At 49.4% G+C, this 17,072-nt stretch carries 12 protein-coding genes and 4 tRNA genes; all 16 read right to left on the bottom strand.

The genetic code is table 11. From position 1 onward, the window contains the following. Positions 1–82 precede the first annotated feature (82 nt). Entirely contained in the window at positions 83–4,342 is a 4,260-nt protein-coding gene (rpoC, locus tag ACLPHM_RS14760; RefSeq protein ID WP_430221974.1) for a DNA-directed RNA polymerase subunit beta', read from the bottom strand. Beyond that, positions 4,342–8,454 carry a DNA-directed RNA polymerase subunit beta gene (gene rpoB, locus ACLPHM_RS14755; RefSeq protein ID WP_430221973.1) on the bottom strand — a complete coding sequence of 1,371 codons (4,113 nt, stop codon included), beginning with the start codon at positions 8,452–8,454 and terminating at the stop codon, positions 4,342–4,344. The genes rpoC and rpoB overlap by 1 nt, the downstream gene beginning before the upstream one ends. A gap of 165 nt (positions 8,455–8,619) precedes the next feature. Further along, positions 8,620–8,994: a 50S ribosomal protein L7/L12 gene (gene rplL, locus ACLPHM_RS14750; protein ID WP_135863573.1), complete on the bottom strand. Its 375-nt coding sequence runs from the start codon at positions 8,992–8,994 to the stop codon at positions 8,620–8,622. An 82-nt stretch (positions 8,995–9,076) separates the two neighbouring features. Then, on the bottom strand, positions 9,077–9,601 hold the full coding sequence (rplJ, locus tag ACLPHM_RS14745) for a 50S ribosomal protein L10 (RefSeq protein WP_430221972.1): 525 nt from the start codon (positions 9,599–9,601) through the stop codon (positions 9,077–9,079). 236 nt (positions 9,602–9,837) lie between these two features. Then, a complete protein-coding gene (rplA, locus tag ACLPHM_RS14740) occupies positions 9,838–10,533 on the bottom strand; it encodes a 50S ribosomal protein L1 (RefSeq protein WP_430221971.1) in 696 nt (231 codons plus the stop codon). A 6-nt stretch (positions 10,534–10,539) separates the two neighbouring features. Further along, positions 10,540–10,971 (bottom strand): 50S ribosomal protein L11, encoded by a 432-nt coding sequence (gene rplK, locus ACLPHM_RS14735; RefSeq protein ID WP_135867107.1) that lies wholly within the window; start codon positions 10,969–10,971, stop codon positions 10,540–10,542. A gap of 60 nt (positions 10,972–11,031) precedes the next feature. Beyond that, on the bottom strand, positions 11,032–11,565 hold the full coding sequence (nusG, locus tag ACLPHM_RS14730) for a transcription termination/antitermination protein NusG (RefSeq protein ID WP_430221970.1): 534 nt from the start codon (positions 11,563–11,565) through the stop codon (positions 11,032–11,034). Positions 11,566–11,574: 9 nt separating this feature from the next. Further along, positions 11,575–11,955 (bottom strand): preprotein translocase subunit SecE, encoded by a 381-nt coding sequence (gene secE, locus ACLPHM_RS14725; RefSeq protein WP_166409879.1) that lies wholly within the window; start codon positions 11,953–11,955, stop codon positions 11,575–11,577. Positions 11,956–11,998: 43 nt separating this feature from the next. Then, a tRNA-Trp gene (locus ACLPHM_RS14720) sits at positions 11,999–12,074 on the bottom strand. Positions 12,075–12,160: 86 nt separating this feature from the next. Continuing rightward, entirely contained in the window at positions 12,161–13,351 is a 1,191-nt protein-coding gene (gene tuf / locus ACLPHM_RS14715) for an elongation factor Tu (protein ID WP_430221969.1), read from the bottom strand. A 45-nt stretch (positions 13,352–13,396) separates the two neighbouring features. Beyond that, positions 13,397–13,471 (bottom strand) — tRNA-Thr (locus ACLPHM_RS14710). 27 nt (positions 13,472–13,498) lie between these two features. Further along, positions 13,499–13,572 (bottom strand) — tRNA-Gly (locus tag ACLPHM_RS14705). Between the two features lie 51 nt (positions 13,573–13,623). Beyond that, positions 13,624–13,709 (bottom strand) — tRNA-Tyr (locus ACLPHM_RS14700). A gap of 185 nt (positions 13,710–13,894) precedes the next feature. Further along, positions 13,895–15,220: a short-chain fatty acid transporter gene (locus tag ACLPHM_RS14695; RefSeq protein ID WP_430221968.1), complete on the bottom strand. Its 1,326-nt coding sequence runs from the start codon at positions 15,218–15,220 to the stop codon at positions 13,895–13,897. Positions 15,221–15,301: 81 nt separating this feature from the next. Then, positions 15,302–16,225: a ParB/RepB/Spo0J family partition protein gene (locus ACLPHM_RS14690; protein ID WP_430221967.1), complete on the bottom strand. Its 924-nt coding sequence runs from the start codon at positions 16,223–16,225 to the stop codon at positions 15,302–15,304. A 32-nt stretch (positions 16,226–16,257) separates the two neighbouring features. Continuing rightward, positions 16,258–17,070: a ParA family protein gene (locus ACLPHM_RS14685; protein WP_430221966.1), complete on the bottom strand. Its 813-nt coding sequence runs from the start codon at positions 17,068–17,070 to the stop codon at positions 16,258–16,260. Between the last annotated feature and the right edge of the window lie 2 nt (positions 17,071–17,072).

Genomic DNA, 17,072 nt, shown 5'->3' with positions numbered 1-17,072 from the left:
TCTGACCCCACAAACAACAACCCCCTGTACCCGAAGGTAACAGGGGGTTGTTGATGCAGTCAGTAGACAGCGAACTTAAGGATTACTCCTCGTCACTCGCGTCCAATGATGCTGATGCTTCAGGTTCTGCCGATGCAGCGTCTTCAACATCCACAAATGGGTTGTTGTCGCTCATGAACGGGTTTTCCTGTGCACGTGCTGCCTGACGCTCTGCTTGCTCGAAGATTTCTTTGTTGTGACGGGCATTGTGATAAGCCATACCCGTACCAGCAGGAATCAATCGACCAACAATCACGTTCTCTTTCAGACCACGCAGGTCATCACGTTTACCCATGATGGCTGCTTCAGTCAGTACTCGTGTGGTTTCCTGGAAAGAAGCCGCAGAGATGAAGGAGTCAGTAGACAGCGATGCTTTAGTAATACCCAACAGTACGTTTTCGTAAGTAGCTGGGATTTCATCTTTCGCTACGACACGATCGTTCTCGTTCAACAGCTCGGAACGCTCTACCTGTTCACCTGTGATGAACTCGGTATCACCCGCATCAGTAATGTGAACACGACGCAGCATCTGGCGAACAATCACTTCGATGTGCTTATCGTTAATCTTCACACCCTGCAGACGGTAAACGTCCTGCACTTCGTTAACAATGTAGCTGGCCAATTGCTCAATACCTTTCAAACGCAAGATATCGTGCGGATCAGCTGGACCGTCAACAATGGTTTCACCTTTGTTCACAACTTGGCCGTCGTGCACCAGAACCTGTTTCTCTTTAGGAATCAGGAACTCGTGGCTTACGCCTTCCAAGTCAGTGATGATCAGACGCTGCTTACCTTTGGTGTCTTTACCGAAGGAAACCGTACCAGTAACTTCTGCCAGCAAGCCAGCATCTTTTGGTGAACGAGCTTCGAACAGTTCAGCCACACGTGGCAGACCCCCGGTAATATCGCGAGTTTTCTGGGATTCCTGAGGAATACGAGCCAGAATTTCACCCACGCCCACCTGCTGCCCGTCACGCACTGTAATCAGCGCGCCCACTGGGAAGGAGATGTTTACCATGTGGTCTGTACCCGCAATCTTGATCTCTTCGCCTGCTTCATTCAGCAGTTTGATCTGCGGACGTACGGATGTTTTACCACCGCGAGTCTTAGGTGTAATCACCACCAAGGTAGACAGACCAGTAACTTCGTCAACCTGACGAGCAACGGTTACGTTCTCTTCGATGTTCTCGAAGCGTACGGAACCGGAGTACTCGGACACGATAGGACGAGTCAATGGATCCCAACTTGCAACGCGCTGACCAGCTTTGACGCTCTCGCCATCCGCCACGGCAATGTTTGCACCGTAAGGGATTTTGTGACGTTCACGTTCGCGACGGTTGTCATCATAAATGATGATTTCGCCAGAACGGGAGATCGCAACTTTCTCGCCTTTGCTGTTGGTCACATAGCGCAAGCCGATGGCAAAGCCAACGTGACCAGCAATTTTGGTTTCCACTGTGCTGGTTGTCGCTGCACGAGACGCCGCACCACCAATGTGGAACGTACGCATCGTCAACTGTGTACCTGGTTCACCGATGGACTGAGCAGCGATAACACCCACTGCTTCACCACGGTTAACCAACACACCGCGACCCAGATCACGACCGTAACAATGTGCACATAGACCATGACGTGTTTCACATGTCAGTGGTGTACGGATCTTGACTTCGTCAATACCCAGCGCATCGATCAGCTCAACTTTGTCCTCATCCAGCAATGTACCGGCAGGGATTGCAGTTTCTTGTGTATCAGGGTTGATGATGTCAGTAGCAGCCACACGACCCAAAATACGGTCGCGCAACGCTTCAATAACCTCACCACCATCCAGCACCGCTTTCATGGTGTAACCGCTGGATGTACCGCAATCGTCTTCTGTGATCACCAAGTCTTGGGTCACGTCTACCAGACGACGAGTCAGGTAACCAGAGTTAGCCGTTTTCAGCGCCGTATCAGCCAGACCTTTACGAGCACCGTGAGTGGAAATAAAGTACTGAAGTACGTTCAAACCTTCACGGAAGTTCGCAGTAATAGGTGTCTCAATAATGGAGCCATCGGGCTTAGCCATCAGACCACGCATACCTGCCAACTGACGAATCTGTGCTGCGGAACCACGAGCCCCGGAGTCAGCCATCATGTAAATGGAGTTGAAAGACTCCTGACGGACTTCCTCACCGTGACGGTCAATCACTGGCTCAGTTGCCAGTTGTTCCATCATGGCTTTACCAACGCGGTCACTGGCTTTACCCCAGATATCTACCACGTTGTTGTAACGTTCCTGTGCAGTCACCAGACCGGACGAGTACTGTTTATCAATCTCTTTAACTTCGTTACCGGCTTGCTCAAGGATTTCAGCCTTGACGGTAGGCACCACCATGTCACGCATGGAGATGGAAATACCACCACGCGTAGCCAGGCGGAAACCAGACTGCATCAGTTTGTCAGCAAAAATCACTGTGGCACGCAGGCCGCAACGACGGAAAGACAGGTTGATCAGCTTGGAGATTTCTTTTTTCTTCAGCGTCTGATTCAGAACTTTGAAAGAAAGGCCGTGAGGCAGAATCTCGGACAACAAGGCACGACCAACGGTGGTTTCAAAGCGTTGCAGCCTTTCAACCCACTCACCTGCTTCGTTTTTATCGTACTCAGGCAAACGCACGGTTACGCGCGATTGCAGTTCAACTTCGTGGTTGTCGTACGCACGCTGAACCTCAGCGACGTTGGCGAAGAACATACCTTCACCTTTGCCGTTGATACGATCACGCGTCGCGTAGTACACACCCAGCACGATATCCTGAGAAGGAACGATAGAAGGCTCACCGTTAGCTGGGAACAATACGTTGTTCGATGCCAGCATCAAAGTACGCGCTTCTAACTGAGCTTCCAAGGACAACGGCACGTGTACCGCCATCTGGTCACCGTCAAAGTCAGCGTTAAACGCTGCACACACTAAGGGGTGCAACTGAATCGCTTTACCTTCGATCAGCATTGGCTCAAAAGCCTGAATACCCAGACGGTGCAGCGTAGGTGCACGGTTCAGCATTACTGGGTGTTCACGAATCACTTCTTCCAGAATATCCCAAACTACGGGTTCCTGATTTTCAACCATGCGTTTGGCGGCCTTGATGGTCTGCGCCAAATCCATTTTTTCCAGACGGTTGAAAATAAAGGGCTTGAACAGCTCCAGCGCCATCAATTTTGGCAGACCACACTGGTGCAGTTTCAATTGTGGACCCACAACGATCACGGAACGACCGGAGTAGTCAACACGTTTACCCAACAGGTTCTGACGGAAACGACCGCCTTTACCTTTAATCATGTCAGCCAAGGACTTCAATTGACGCTTGTTAGCGCCAGTCATGGCTTTACCGCGACGGCCGTTATCCAGCAGCGAATCCACGGACTCTTGCAGCATACGTTTTTCGTTGCGCAGGATGATGTCCGGAGCTTTCAGTTCCAGCAGGCGTTTCAGACGGTTATTACGGTTAATGACGCGACGATACAAATCGTTCAGGTCAGAAGTCGCAAAGCGGCCGCCATCCAGTGGTACCAAAGGACGCAGTTCTGGAGGCAACACTGGCAGCACTTCCAAGATCATCCAGTCTGGTTTGATACCGGACTTTTGGAAACCTTCCAGCACTTTCAAGCGCTTGGAAATTTTCTTGATCTTAGCTTCGGAGCCAGTGGCTTTCAGTTCAGCACGCAGAGTTTCTACTTCTCTATCGATGTCGATAGTGCGCAGCAACTCACGAACAGCTTCCGCACCCATCAGGGCTTGGAAGTCGTCGCCGTATTCTTCTGTTTTAGCGTAGTAATCGTCATCAGACATGATCTGACCGCGTTTCAGCGGAGTCATGCCTGGCTCGATCACGCACCATGCCTCAAAGTACAGAACACGCTCGATATCACGCAGCGTCATGTCCAGAACCATACCCAAACGGGAGGGCAAGCTCTTCAGGAACCAGATGTGCGCAACCGGGCAGGCCAGCTCAATGTGGCCCATGCGTTCACGACGTACTTTGGATACGGTTACTTCAACACCACACTTCTCGCAGATTACGCCGCGGTGTTTCAGTCGCTTGTACTTACCGCACAAACACTCGTAGTCTTTTACTGGGCCAAAGATTTTGGCGCAGAACAGACCATCGCGCTCAGGGCGGAAAGTACGGTAGTTAATCGTTTCTGGCTTACGGACTTCACCGAAAGACCAGGAGCGGATTTTCTCAGGAGACGCGATACCGATGCGAATCGCATCGAATTGGTCATCCTGAGAGACCTGTTTAAAGAGATCGAGTAGCGCTTTCATTATTTACGCTCCAAATCCATGTCAAGCGACAAGGATCGAATTTCCTTGACCAGAACGTTGAATGACTCCGGCATACCGGCATCAATCACATGATCGCCCTTGACGATGTTCTCGTAAACTTTGGTACGGCCAGTGATGTCATCAGACTTCACAGTCAACATTTCCTGCAACGTGTAGGCTGCACCGTAAGCTTCCAGTGCCCAAACCTCCATCTCCCCGAAACGCTGGCCCCCGAACTGTGCCTTACCACCCAGCGGCTGCTGAGTAACCAAGGAGTACGGACCAGTGGAACGAGCGTGCATCTTGTCGTCAACCAAGTGGTGCAGTTTCAGGTAGTGCATGTAACCTACGGTCACAGGACGCTCAAACTGTTCACCAGTACGGCCGTCGAACAAAATCACTTGAGTACGGCTGTTGGCCAATTGCATTTTCTCGGCTACGTCATCTGGGTAAGCCAATGCCAACATCGTTTGGATTTCGTGCTCAGTTGCACCGTCAAATACCGGAGTAGCCAGAGGCACACCGTTGCGCAGGTTATGCGCCATGGAGATCAACTCAGCGTCAGTCAACGAAGCGATGTCTGCATGTTTGCCAGTGGTGTTGTAGACTTTTTCCAGGTAAGCACGCAGCTCAGCAACTTGATAACCTTTCTCGTTGCTCAGCATTTCGTTAATACGATCGCCCAGACCTTTAGCAGCCCAACCCAAGTGAACTTCCAGTACCTGACCCACGTTCATACGTGAAGGCACACCCAGCGGGTTCAACACGATGTCTACAGGAGTACCATCGGCCAAGTGAGGCATATCTTCTACCGGTACGATGCGGGAAACCACACCTTTGTTACCGTGACGACCAGCCATCTTGTCACCAGGTTGCAGACGACGTTTAACCGCCAAGTACACCTTAACCATTTTCAGAACGCCAGGAGGCAACTCATCACCTTGGGTGAGTTTCTTGCGTTTTTCTTCAAAGGCCAAGTCGAACTGGTGACGTTTCTGTTCCAGAGAGTCTTTGGTGTGTTCCAGAACCAGCGCGTGCTCTTCATCCGCCAAACGGATGTCAAACCACTGCCAGCGATCTAGATCAGCCAAGTACTCAGCAGTGATTTCACTGCCTTTAGCCAGACGACGTGGACCACCATTCACAACCTTACCGGTCAGGAATTTAGCGGTACGGTCGAAGGCATCGTCTTCCACGATACGCAACTGGTCATTCAAATCTTGACGGTAACGACGCAGCTCATCATCGATAATGGACTGTGCACGTTTATCGCGCTCAATACCTTCACGAGTGAACACTTGAACGTCGATCACAGTACCTACCATGCCGGATGGCACGCGCAGGGATGTGTCTTTCACGTCAGATGCTTTTTCACCGAAAATCGCACGCAGCAGTTTTTCTTCTGGTGTCAGTTGAGTTTCGCCTTTAGGCGTTACTTTACCAACCAGAACGTCATCTGCACGTACTTCAGCGCCGATATACACAATACCGGAATCATCCAGACGGTTCAGTTGAACTTCGGACAAGTTGCTGATATCGCGTGTGATATCTTCAGGTCCCAGCTTGGTGTCACGAGCAACAACCGTCAACTCTTCGATGTGCACCGAAGTGTAGCGATCGTCAGCCACAACTTTCTCGGAAATCAAAATCGAATCCTCGAAGTTGTAACCGTTCCAAGTCATGAAGGCGATCTTCATGTTTTGACCCAGAGCCAATTCACCCAAGTCTGTGGAAGCACCATCCGCCAGAACGTCACCGCGAGCCACTACGTCACCACGTTTTACGATAGGACGTTGGTTGATGTTGGTGTTTTGGTTAGAACGTGTGTATTTAGTCAGGTTGTAGATATCTACACCCACTTCACCCGCTACGTTTTCGTCATCGTTCACACGAATAACGACACGCTCGGCATCCACGTAGTCTACCAAGCCGCCACGAGTGGCCATCACGGTAGTACCCGAGTCAACAGCAACCGTACGCTCAATACCGGTACCGACCAGAGGTTTCTCTGGACGCAAGCACGGTACGGCCTGACGTTGCATGTTGGCACCCATCAGCGCACGGTTAGCATCATCGTGCTCTAGGAACGGGATCAGTGAAGCAGCAACGGACACGATCTGTGAAGGAGCAACGTCCATGTACTGCACGTTTTCTGGCGCAGTCATCAGCGTTTCGCCCGCTTCCCTACATGCCACCAGATCATCCACAAAGCGGTGATCGTCATCTAACTCGGCGTTAGCCTGAGCGATGATGTAGTTACTTTCTTCAATAGCCGACAGATACACGATCTCGTCGGTAGCCTGACAATCCACCACTTTACGGTAAGGTGTCTCAAGGAAACCGTACTCGTTCAGACGCGCATACAGCGCCATGGAGTTGATCAAACCAATGTTTGGACCTTCAGGCGTTTCAATCGGGCACACACGACCGTAGTGGGTTGGGTGCACGTCACGCACTTCAAAGCCGGCACGTTCACGAGTCAAACCACCAGGTCCCAGAGCGGATACACGACGTTTGTGTGTAATCTCTGACAGCGGGTTGGTCTGGTCCATAAACTGGGACAACTGGCTTGAGCCGAAGAACTCTTTCACCGCAGCCGAGATTGGACGCGAGTTGATCAAGTCGTGAGGCATCAGGTTTTCGCTTTCAGCTTGACCCAGACGCTCTTTCACGGCGCGTTCAACACGTACCAAACCTGCACGGAATTGGTTCTCAGCCAACTCACCTACACAACGTACACGACGGTTGCCCAAGTGATCGATATCATCGATCTGGCCAATACCGTTACGCAGATCTACCAACAGTTTGATGGTGTCTACGATGTCTTCGTCAGTCAGTGTGAGTGGACCTTCAATGCTTTCGCCACGGCCTAAACGGCTGTTCACTTTCATGCGGCCAACGCGAGACAAATCGTAGGTCTCGTCGCTGTAGAACAGGCGTTGGAACAGCGCTTCAACCGCTTCTTCGGTTGGTGGCTCACCAGGACGCATCATGCGGTAAATTGCCACACGTGCAGCCATCTGGTCTGCTGTGTCGTCAGTGCGCAGTGTCAGGGAGATATAACCGCCCTGATCCAAATCGTTGACGTACAGAGTTTCCAACTCACGAATGTTTGCATCGCGAGCTTCGGCCAGAATGCCTTCAGTGATTTCGTCGTTTGCCTTAGCAATGATTTCACCTGTTTCTGGATTAACCACATTCTTGGCCAATGTACGGCCTAGCAGGTAATCTTCAGGAATAGAGATGTAATCAATCTTGGCATCTTCCAGCTGACGCAGGTGACGGGCATTGATACGTTTGTCTTTTTCAACAATTACGTTGCCATCGCGATCGGTCACGTCGAAACGCGCCACTTCGCCACGCCAGTGCTTAGCCACGAACTGCAAGCGACCACCTTCACCCAACAGCTCGATATGATCGAACTCGAAGAAGTGAGCCAAAATGGCTTCAGGGGTCATGCCGATGGCTTTCAGCAAGATACTGACTGGCATCTTACGACGACGGTCAATACGGAAGAACAGAATATCTTTTGGATCGAACTCGAAATCCAACCATGAACCACGGTAAGGAATAACACGAGCTGAGAACAGCAACTTACCGGAGCTATGGGTTTTGCCCCGATCATGCTCAAAAAACACCCCAGGGGAACGGTGCAACTGCGATACAATGACACGCTCAGTACCATTGATCACAAAAGAGCCGTTATCAGTCATCAAAGGCATTTCGCCCATGTAGACTTCTTGCTCTTTGACTTCTTTGACTGTGGGTTTACTAACTTCGCGATCCATGATCACCAGTCGCACCTTAGCACGCAAAGGCGATGCATAGGTCAAACCACGCATTTGGCACTCTTTCACGTCAAATACGGGCTCACCCAGCGTATAGCTGACGAACTCCAGACGTGCCATGCCATTGTGGCTTACGATAGGGAAAATGGAATTAAACGCTTCTTGCAGACCTTCCGACTTACGTTCAGAAGAAATTGTTTCTCGTTGAAGAAACGTTCTGAAAGAATGTAGCTGGGTCGCCAGCAAATAAGGAACCTGCTGTACGTCTTCACGTTTGGCGAAGCTCTTGCGTATGCGCTTTTTTTCGGTATACGAATAAGGCATGAGCACTCCGACTCAAGGGTTACACGGGCCGTCAACCACGACCCTGGTTTACGACTCTAGAGAACCTGACTCAAGTAATAAATAAGCTTACTAAAATCACAGGTTTTCTAGAGACGCGAAAGCCCGGGAAGGCAAAAAGACACTTCCCGGGCATGTACTAAAGTCTTACTTAAGTTCGACTGCAGCACCAGCTTCTTCAAGCTTTTTCTTGGCGTCTTCAGCGTCAGCTTTGGACAGACCTTCTTTAACGTCTTTAGGAGCGCCGTCAACCAGGTCTTTAGCTTCTTTCAAGCCCAAGCCAGTCAATTCACGCACAACTTTAATAACGCTAACTTTGTTTGCGCCAACTTCTTTCAGGTGTACTGTGAACTCTGTTTGTTCAGCAGCAGCTTCGCCACCTGCAGCAGCAGGAGCAGCAACTGCAACAGCAGCAGCAGCAGCGGATACACCAAATTTCTCTTCCATGTCCTTGATCAGTTCGGACAACTCGAGAACAGTCATGTTTGCAACTGCATCGAGGATTTCAGCTTTAGTAGCCATGTTTCAACTCCAGATATTAGATATAAATGCCAGGTTTGGGTATCGTCCGATACAACAAAATTCCCTAAGGAAAGTAGCGCAATTATGCAGCTTCTTTCTGATCGCGTACGGCCGCCAGGGCACGTGCGAACTTAGTTGGAACTTCGTTAAGCGTACGCACAAATTGCGTGACAGGTGCTTGCATCGTGCCAAGCAGTTTCGCCAACAACTCTTCGCGAGAAGGCATTGTTGCCAATGCTTTAACGCCGTTAACATCCAGCAGGCTATTAGGCATAGCACCGCCTTTGATGACCAACGCGTCGTTAGTTTTAGCGAAATCTGACATGACTTTTGCCGCTGCAACTGGATCAGCACTGATGGCGTACATCAGAGGACCTACCAGTTGGCTAGACATATCTTCGAAAGATGTGTCTACCAATGCACGGCGAACTAACGTGTTTTTCAAAACACGCAGATACACGCCCGACTCACGCGCTTTTTTGCGCAATACGGTAACGGAAGCGACGTCCAGACCACGATACTCAGCGATAATGATCGATTGTGCCTGTGCTACTTGAGCAGCGACATCTTCGATAACTACCGCTTTCTCTTCACGATTGAGACTCACGGTTTGAACACTCCTATAAAGATGTCCGGACTTCTCCGGGACATCAACCGAATGCGGCGCACCTGGTCGAGTTTCTGAAGTAGAAAATCTTCCGCGGGCGCCGTCTACGTTGGATGGGATAATCCCGATTAAGGTTGCACAACTGTGTTGTACAAAGCCTCCAACGGTCTTTGACAGCAGTAGCTGCTATATCAGCCAGCTACGCCCAAAGTTCTGTTTTGCTTTTCTGCTAGCGATTAAGCTTGCAGAGTAGCGATATCTACACGAGCACCGCCGCCCATTGTGGACGATACGGCTACTTTACGCATGTACACACCTTTAGCTGCAGCTGGACGAGCTTTGTTCAGCGCGTCAACCAAAGCTACCAGGTTTTCCTGCAACTTAGCTGTATCAAAAGAAGCACGGCCAATTGTTGCGTGGATAATACCTGCTTTGTCTGTACGGTATTGAATCTGACCAGCTTTAGCGTTTTTCACTGCTGTAGCTACGTCAGGAGTTACTGTACCAACACGTGGGTTAGGCATCAGACCACGTGGGCCCAATACTTGACCTAGCGTACCCACAACACGCATTGTGTCAGGGGAGGCAATCACTACGTCGAAATCCATTTGGCCTGCTTTAATTTGCTCAGCCAAATCTTCCATACCAACGATCTCAGCACCAGCTGCACGAGCTTCTTCAGCTTTCTCGCCTTGTGCAAAAACGGCTACACGCACGCTTTTACCTGTACCGGCTGGCAGAACTACGGAGCCACGAACCAATTGGTCGGATTTACGAGGGTCAATACCCAGCTGAACAGCAACGTCAACGGATTCGTCAAATTTGGCAGTTGCCGTTTCTTTGATCAAAGCCAGTGCGTCGGAAACAGGGTACAGTTTGTTGCGATCGATTTTGGCAGCGATAGCTGCTGCGCGTTTGCTCAATTTAGCCATGACTGATTACACCCCTTCCACGATAACGCCCATACTGCGCGCAGTACCAGCAATGGTACGTACAGCAGCGTCCATATCTGCAGCAGTCAGATCTGGCTCTTTGGTTTTGGCGATTTCTTCGGCTTGAGCGCGTGTCAGCGTAGCAACTTTGTCTACGTTAGGACGAGCGGAACCGCTTTTCAGACCAGCAGCTTTCTTGATCAGAATAGTTGCTGGTGGAGTTTTCATGATAAAAGTGAAACTTTTATCAGCGTAAGCAGTAATAACAACTGGAATTGGCAGACCTGGCTCTACTTGCTGAGTCTGGGCATTAAATGCCTTACAAAATTCCATAATGTTCAGACCACGTTGACCCAGTGCTGGACCAATTGGTGGCGATGGGTTTGCTTTACCAGCTGGAACTTGCAGCTTGATAAACCCGACGATTTTCTTCGCCATGATGTACTCCTTGCGGGTAATAGTGCTACTTCAGAAGAAATAGCTCCCCGGGGTTAAAAATCAAGTCTTATCGACTTGGTCAAAATCCAGTTCTACAGGTGTGGAACGGCCAAAAATAGTAACCGAAACACGTACCTTGCTTTTTTCGTAGTTCACTTCTTCTACGTTGCCATTGAAATCAGCGAATGGGCCTTCTTTAACACGCACCATTTCGCCCACTTCAAACAACGTTTTAGGACGTGGCTTCTCGCCGCCCTCTTCCATTTGCGACATGATTTGTCGCACTTCACGTTCTGGAATTGGGGCAGGACGGTTACCAGAACCTCCCAAGAAACCACTTACACGGTTGGTGCTACGCACCAAGTGCCAGGTCTCATCGGTGAGATCCATTTCCACCAGCACGTAGCCAGGGAAAATACGTCGTTCAGTAATTGTTTTTTTGCCGTTCTTTACTTCTACGACTTCTTCGGATGGGATAAGAATATCGCCAAAAGCGTGCTCAAGCTCGGCACGCTCAATCCGTTCTTTCAACGCTTTCTGCACACTTTTTTCCATACCGGAATAAACGTGTACTACATACCAACGTTTGCTCATGTGTGCCCTTTATTTCCAGCCTAAGAACAGGCTATAGATTACCCACTCAAGGCCTTTATCAATCAACCAGAGCAGAATAGCCATTACCGTCACAAACAGGAACACAATGCCTGTCATTTGGGTAGCTTCTTTACGAGATGGCCAGTGTACGCGTCGGACTTCTTGATAGGAATCGCGAGCAAAACCAATCAGTCGTTTGCCGGTTTCGCTGAGGAACACAATGAGGGCTGCCACGATTAGGGCGCCCACGAAGACACCAACCCGTACAAAAGCGGATTGCCCCTCTAACAAGGAGTAACCAACTATGCCAGCAGCGAGCACTAACACTGCAAGGCCCAGTTTTAGACGTTCTGAGCCACGATTTACGGTTTCTACGTTGGTATTCGACATAATCCGACGATTAGACGTCACCAGAGTGTGACGAGTGACTGGGTGGCAGGGGCAGAAGGAATCGAACCCTCAACCTTCGGTTTTGGAGACCGACGCTCTGCCAATTGAGCTATACCCCTATACCTTGAAAACCGGTATGCATGAAACCCATACCGATAAGTGCAAAGAGGAATAATACCCTCTTTTGCACTTTTTGGCTACTACTTTATTTAATAATTTTGGCTACAACGCCAGCACCAACAGTACGGCCACCTTCGCGAATCGCGAAACGCAGACCTTCTTCCATAGCGATAGGCGCAATCAGCGACACTGTCATGGAAATGTTATCGCCTGGCAGAACCATTTCTTTGTCTTCTGGCAGCTCGATAGTACCGGTTACGTCAGTTGTACGGAAGTAGAACTGAGGACGGTAGCCTTTGAAGAATGGTGTGTGACGACCGCCTTCTTCTTTGGACAGAATGTACACTTCAGCTGTGAAGTCTGTGTGTGGCTTGATGGAACCTGGTTTGGCCAAAACTTGACCACGCTCAACGTCTTCACGTTTGGTACCACGCAGCAATACACCAACGTTATCGCCCGCTTCACCTTGATCCAACAATTTACGGAACATCTCTACGCCCGTGCATGTGGATTTTACAGTTTCGCGAATACCAACGATCTCGATCTCTTCACCAACTTTAACGATACCACGCTCGATACGGCCAGTTACCACTGTACCGCGACCGGAGATGGAGAACACGTCTTCAACAGGCATCAAGAATGCACCGTCAACTGCACGTTCTGGTGTTGGGATGTAGCTGTCCAGAGCTTCAGCCAATGCCAATACAGCTTGGCTACCCAATGGGCCTTCGTCGCCTTCCAGTGCCAGCTTAGCGGAACCTTTAACGATTGGTGTGTCGTCGCCTGGGAAATCGTAGTTCGACAACAGCTCACGAACTTCCATTTCTACCAGTTCCAACAACTCTTCGTCGTCAACCATGTCGGCTTTGTTCAGGAACACGATGATGTAAGGTACACCAACCTGACGGCTCAACAAGATGTGTTCACGTGTCTGAGGCATTGGGCCGTCAGCAGCGGACACTACCAGAATCGCGCCATCCATCTGCGCTGCACCAGTAATCATGTTTTTAACGTAGTCAGCGTGACCTGGGCAGTCTACGTGTGCGTAGTGACGTGCAGGTGTTTCGTATTCTACGTGAGAGGTGCTGATGGTAATACCACGAGCTTTCTCTTCAGGTGCTGCGTCGATTTGCGCGTAATCACGTGCTTCGCCGCCGAATGCTTTTGCCAAAACCGTGCAGATCGCTGCAGTCAGTGTTGTTTTACCGTGGTCAACGTGACCAATTGTACCTACGTTGACGTGCGGTTTAGTCCGTTCAAACTTGCCTTTAGCCATGGCAGACTCCTGAAGGGAATAATGCAGAGAATAATGAGATGATTGTGGTGCCCATGACGCGAATCGAACGCGTGACCTCTCCCTTACCAAGGGAGTGCTCTACCCCTGAGCCACATGGGCACTTCTTTATCGTAGTATCGATAAACTTGGAGCGGGTGAAGGGGATCGAACCCTCGTCTTAAGCTTGGAAGGCTTCTGCTCTACCATTGAGCTACACCCGCAGGTGATCCGTCTACACCCATACAAAAGCCTGTCGCTCTTGCATATAAATTTGGTGGTGGGAGTAGGATTCGAACCTACGTAGGCGTAAGCCAACAGATTTACAGTCTGCCCCCGTTAGCCACTTGGGTATCCCACCATTTGAAGCGAACTTCGTATTATGGACATGTTAATAATGTAAGTCAAGCACCTGACGAATCTAAGTGACTTGCTATTACCACATACGAAGCATGCTATTGTGCATGGTCTATAAAGCGAAGTCAATAAAAATGGCGGACATTTTTTATTTTATGTCCGCCATCTATCTAAAAGCCTACAAATTACTTAGAAGTAAGTTAGACCGATAGAGATAATTACGCCTGTGACAAACAGCTGGATTAAGCAAAAACCCATAATGTCTTTCGCTTTCAAACCTGCAATCGCCAATACAGGCAATGCCCAGAAGGGTTGCAACAGGTTAGTCCATGCATCACCCCATGCCACAGCCATCGCTACGCGTGGCATATCTGCACCCAGAGCTTGTGCGCTGGCAATCACAACAGGCGCCTGCACGGCCCACTGACCACCACCTGATGGCACAAACATGTTCACCAAGCCGGCACTCATGAAAGTCCAGAAAGGCAAGCTGTCTACCGTTGCAAAGGATACAAACCAATCGGACAAGGTTTTTGCCAAACCGGAATCCACCATAATGGCCATAATCCCCGCGTAGAACGGGAATTGGATAATGATCCCCGCCCCACCCTTCACAGCCTCATTCAAAGAATTCAGCAAATTACGAGCATTGCCGTGCAAGACAATAGCCAAGAACAAGAAAGTGAAGTTAATCACGTTCAGGTTCAAACCACCTTGTTTGATCACGTAGTAGTTGAACAAGTATGCCAAGCCGGCAATACCGATCAACATTGCCAGGATAGTGCTGTTTTCTAATCTGGCTGCAGGACGGTTGTCAGCAGCGTTGGCAGCATCTTCTTGAGCCTTTGCGTCTTGTTCTAACAGCTCGGGCGAGATGTACACGCTTTCTTCTTCAGAAGGCATCATCAAACGGTTAACCAGCGGCACCGCAATGAACAACGCCAAAACAATCAGCAGATTGAAGGTGGAGAAAATTGTCTCGCCCGTACCGATAATGCCAATTTTGCTCGCTTGGAAGTGACCTTCAGTAGCGATAGTTAGCGGTACTGAACCCGCTAAACCACCATGCCACACAATAAAGCCCGAGTACGCGCTCGCTACCAGAAGGCGGTAGTCTACGCGTACTTTTTTGGCGATTTCTTTGGCGAACAAAGCACTCACCACCAAACCGAAACCCCAGTTGATCCAGTCAGCAATCAGGGCAACAAAGGTGACCAGAATAATTGCTGCGCCGGGGCTACGAGGCAATGAAGCCAAAGCCGACAAAATTGCTTTCACTGCTGGGGTGCTTGCCAACATGTAGCCAGCCATCAACACCAATAGCATTTGCATGGTGAACGATAACAAGCCCCAGAAGCCATTACCCCAAATATCTATTACCTCCATGGGAGTTTTACTTTCACTCCACATGGCGGCAACACCTGCCACTAAGGTCAGAATTACAACGAAGATATAAGGATCTGGTAAATAACGCTCAACCAGCCTTACAGAAAAACGAGTAATGGATTTAAACATTCGGATACTCCAAAAAAGTATTGTGCGAATTTCAATCCTTAGCCGCTTTTCTGCCTATCAGTAATAACCCTTATCTCGTTGTTAAGCTTGATCCAAAATTTGCTGTAAACCTTGTTTTTCCAACAAACTATTCAAATGTTCCCAATCATGGAAAGCAATTTGTAATTGGCCTTTATTTTTCGCACCCACTTTAAGCACAACCTTAGTGCCTAGGTGTTCAGACAACACGCGCTCTACGCGTTGGATATCGCCATTTTTTTGGGCAGAAGACGACTCTCGACCGTCTTTATCACTTTCTTCTGCCTCGCGTAGTGTCTTAGCCACTAGCTTTTCTGTTTCACGCACCGACAAGCGTCTGGCGATCACTTCATTTGCCAACATGATCTGGGTGGCAGGATCGGTAGCCAAAATACTGCGTGCATGCCCCATATCGATATCACCGGCCAACAGCATAATCTGTACAGGCTCAGCCAGATTAAGTAAACGCAGCAAGTTGGTGGTGGTAGAGCGGGATCTACCAATTGCTTGAGCCGCTTGCTCATGAGTCATTTCAAACTCTTCCAGCAAACGTTTCACCCCATGGGCTTCTTCAAGCGGGTTTAGATCTTCACGCTGTATATTTTCAATCAACGCCATAATGGCAGCGTTCTCATCTGCCACTTCGCGTATTAATACGGGGACTTTATCCAACCCAGCTAATTGGGCAGCACGGAAACGACGTTCCCCCGCAATAATTTCATACTTCCCTTTTTGTTTGCCTTTTAAAGGGCGAACCAAAATGGGTTGCATAATGCCTTGAGTTCGAATGGATTCAGCCAGTTCATTTAAAGCACCTTCGTCCATACGTGTACGAGGCTGGTATTTACCGGCGATCATTTCTTTAACGTACAGCTCAGAACCTGGTGCGGTGCTGACTTCTTTACCCAGGCTACCAATTACATTTGCATCTTCACCCAGTAATGCATCCAGGCCTCTGCCCAGCCCTTTAGGCTTACGTGTTGCCATGATGAATCCTTTTATTCTTTATCAACCTAATATTACGCAGCACTTTTTGCGCTTTTCTTCAGCTGCTTCACTAACTCTTTGCCAAACTCTACGTACGCTTTAGCGCCACGCGAGTTTTTGTCGTACACAGTACCTGGCATACCATGGCTAGGCGCCTCAGCAAGCCGCACATTACGCGGAATCACTGTTTTGAATACCTTGTCACCAAAGTGCGCTTCAATTTGCGCTGAGACCTGCTGTTGCAGCGTGACACGGGCATCAAACATCACTCGCAACAACCCAATCAGCTGTAGTTCTGGATTGATATTGCGGTATACGCGCTTAATGGTGTTAACCAGGTCAGACAAACCTTCCAAAGCAAAGTATTCACACTGCATGGGGATGATCACGCCATGCGCACTCACCAACCCATTCAGCGTCAGCAACGAAAGCGTAGGCGGACAATCAATCAAAATGATGTCGTAATCATCAGATGCTTCTTGCAGCGCTTTTTTCAGCTGTTGCTCACGCTCTTGCATCTGTACCAGATCAATTTCAGCCCCAGATAGCTCTCTATTCGCGGGCAAAACATCGTAACCCCCTGATTCTGAACGTTTTTTTGCCTCAGAAACCTTATTTTGGCCAATCAACACCTGATAAATATTGATCTCTGCTGCATTTTTATCAACGCCACTACCCATCGTGGCATTACCTTGGGGGTCTAAGTCTATCAACAGCACTTTTTTCTTGAGGGCAGCTAGTGCTGCCGCCAGATTAATCGCTGTCGTTGTTTTTCCTACCCCACCCTTTTGGTTCGCAATACAAAAGACGGAGGCTTTTTCTTTTTTGGCAGAAGCAACAGACATGC

The organism is Paenalcaligenes sp. Me131 (assembly GCF_050487225.1).
GTDB lineage: Bacteria > Pseudomonadota > Gammaproteobacteria > Burkholderiales > Burkholderiaceae_B > Paenalcaligenes.
The sequence above is the reverse complement of the archived record's forward strand: the minus strand, read 5'-3'. Positions and strand labels throughout refer to the sequence as shown.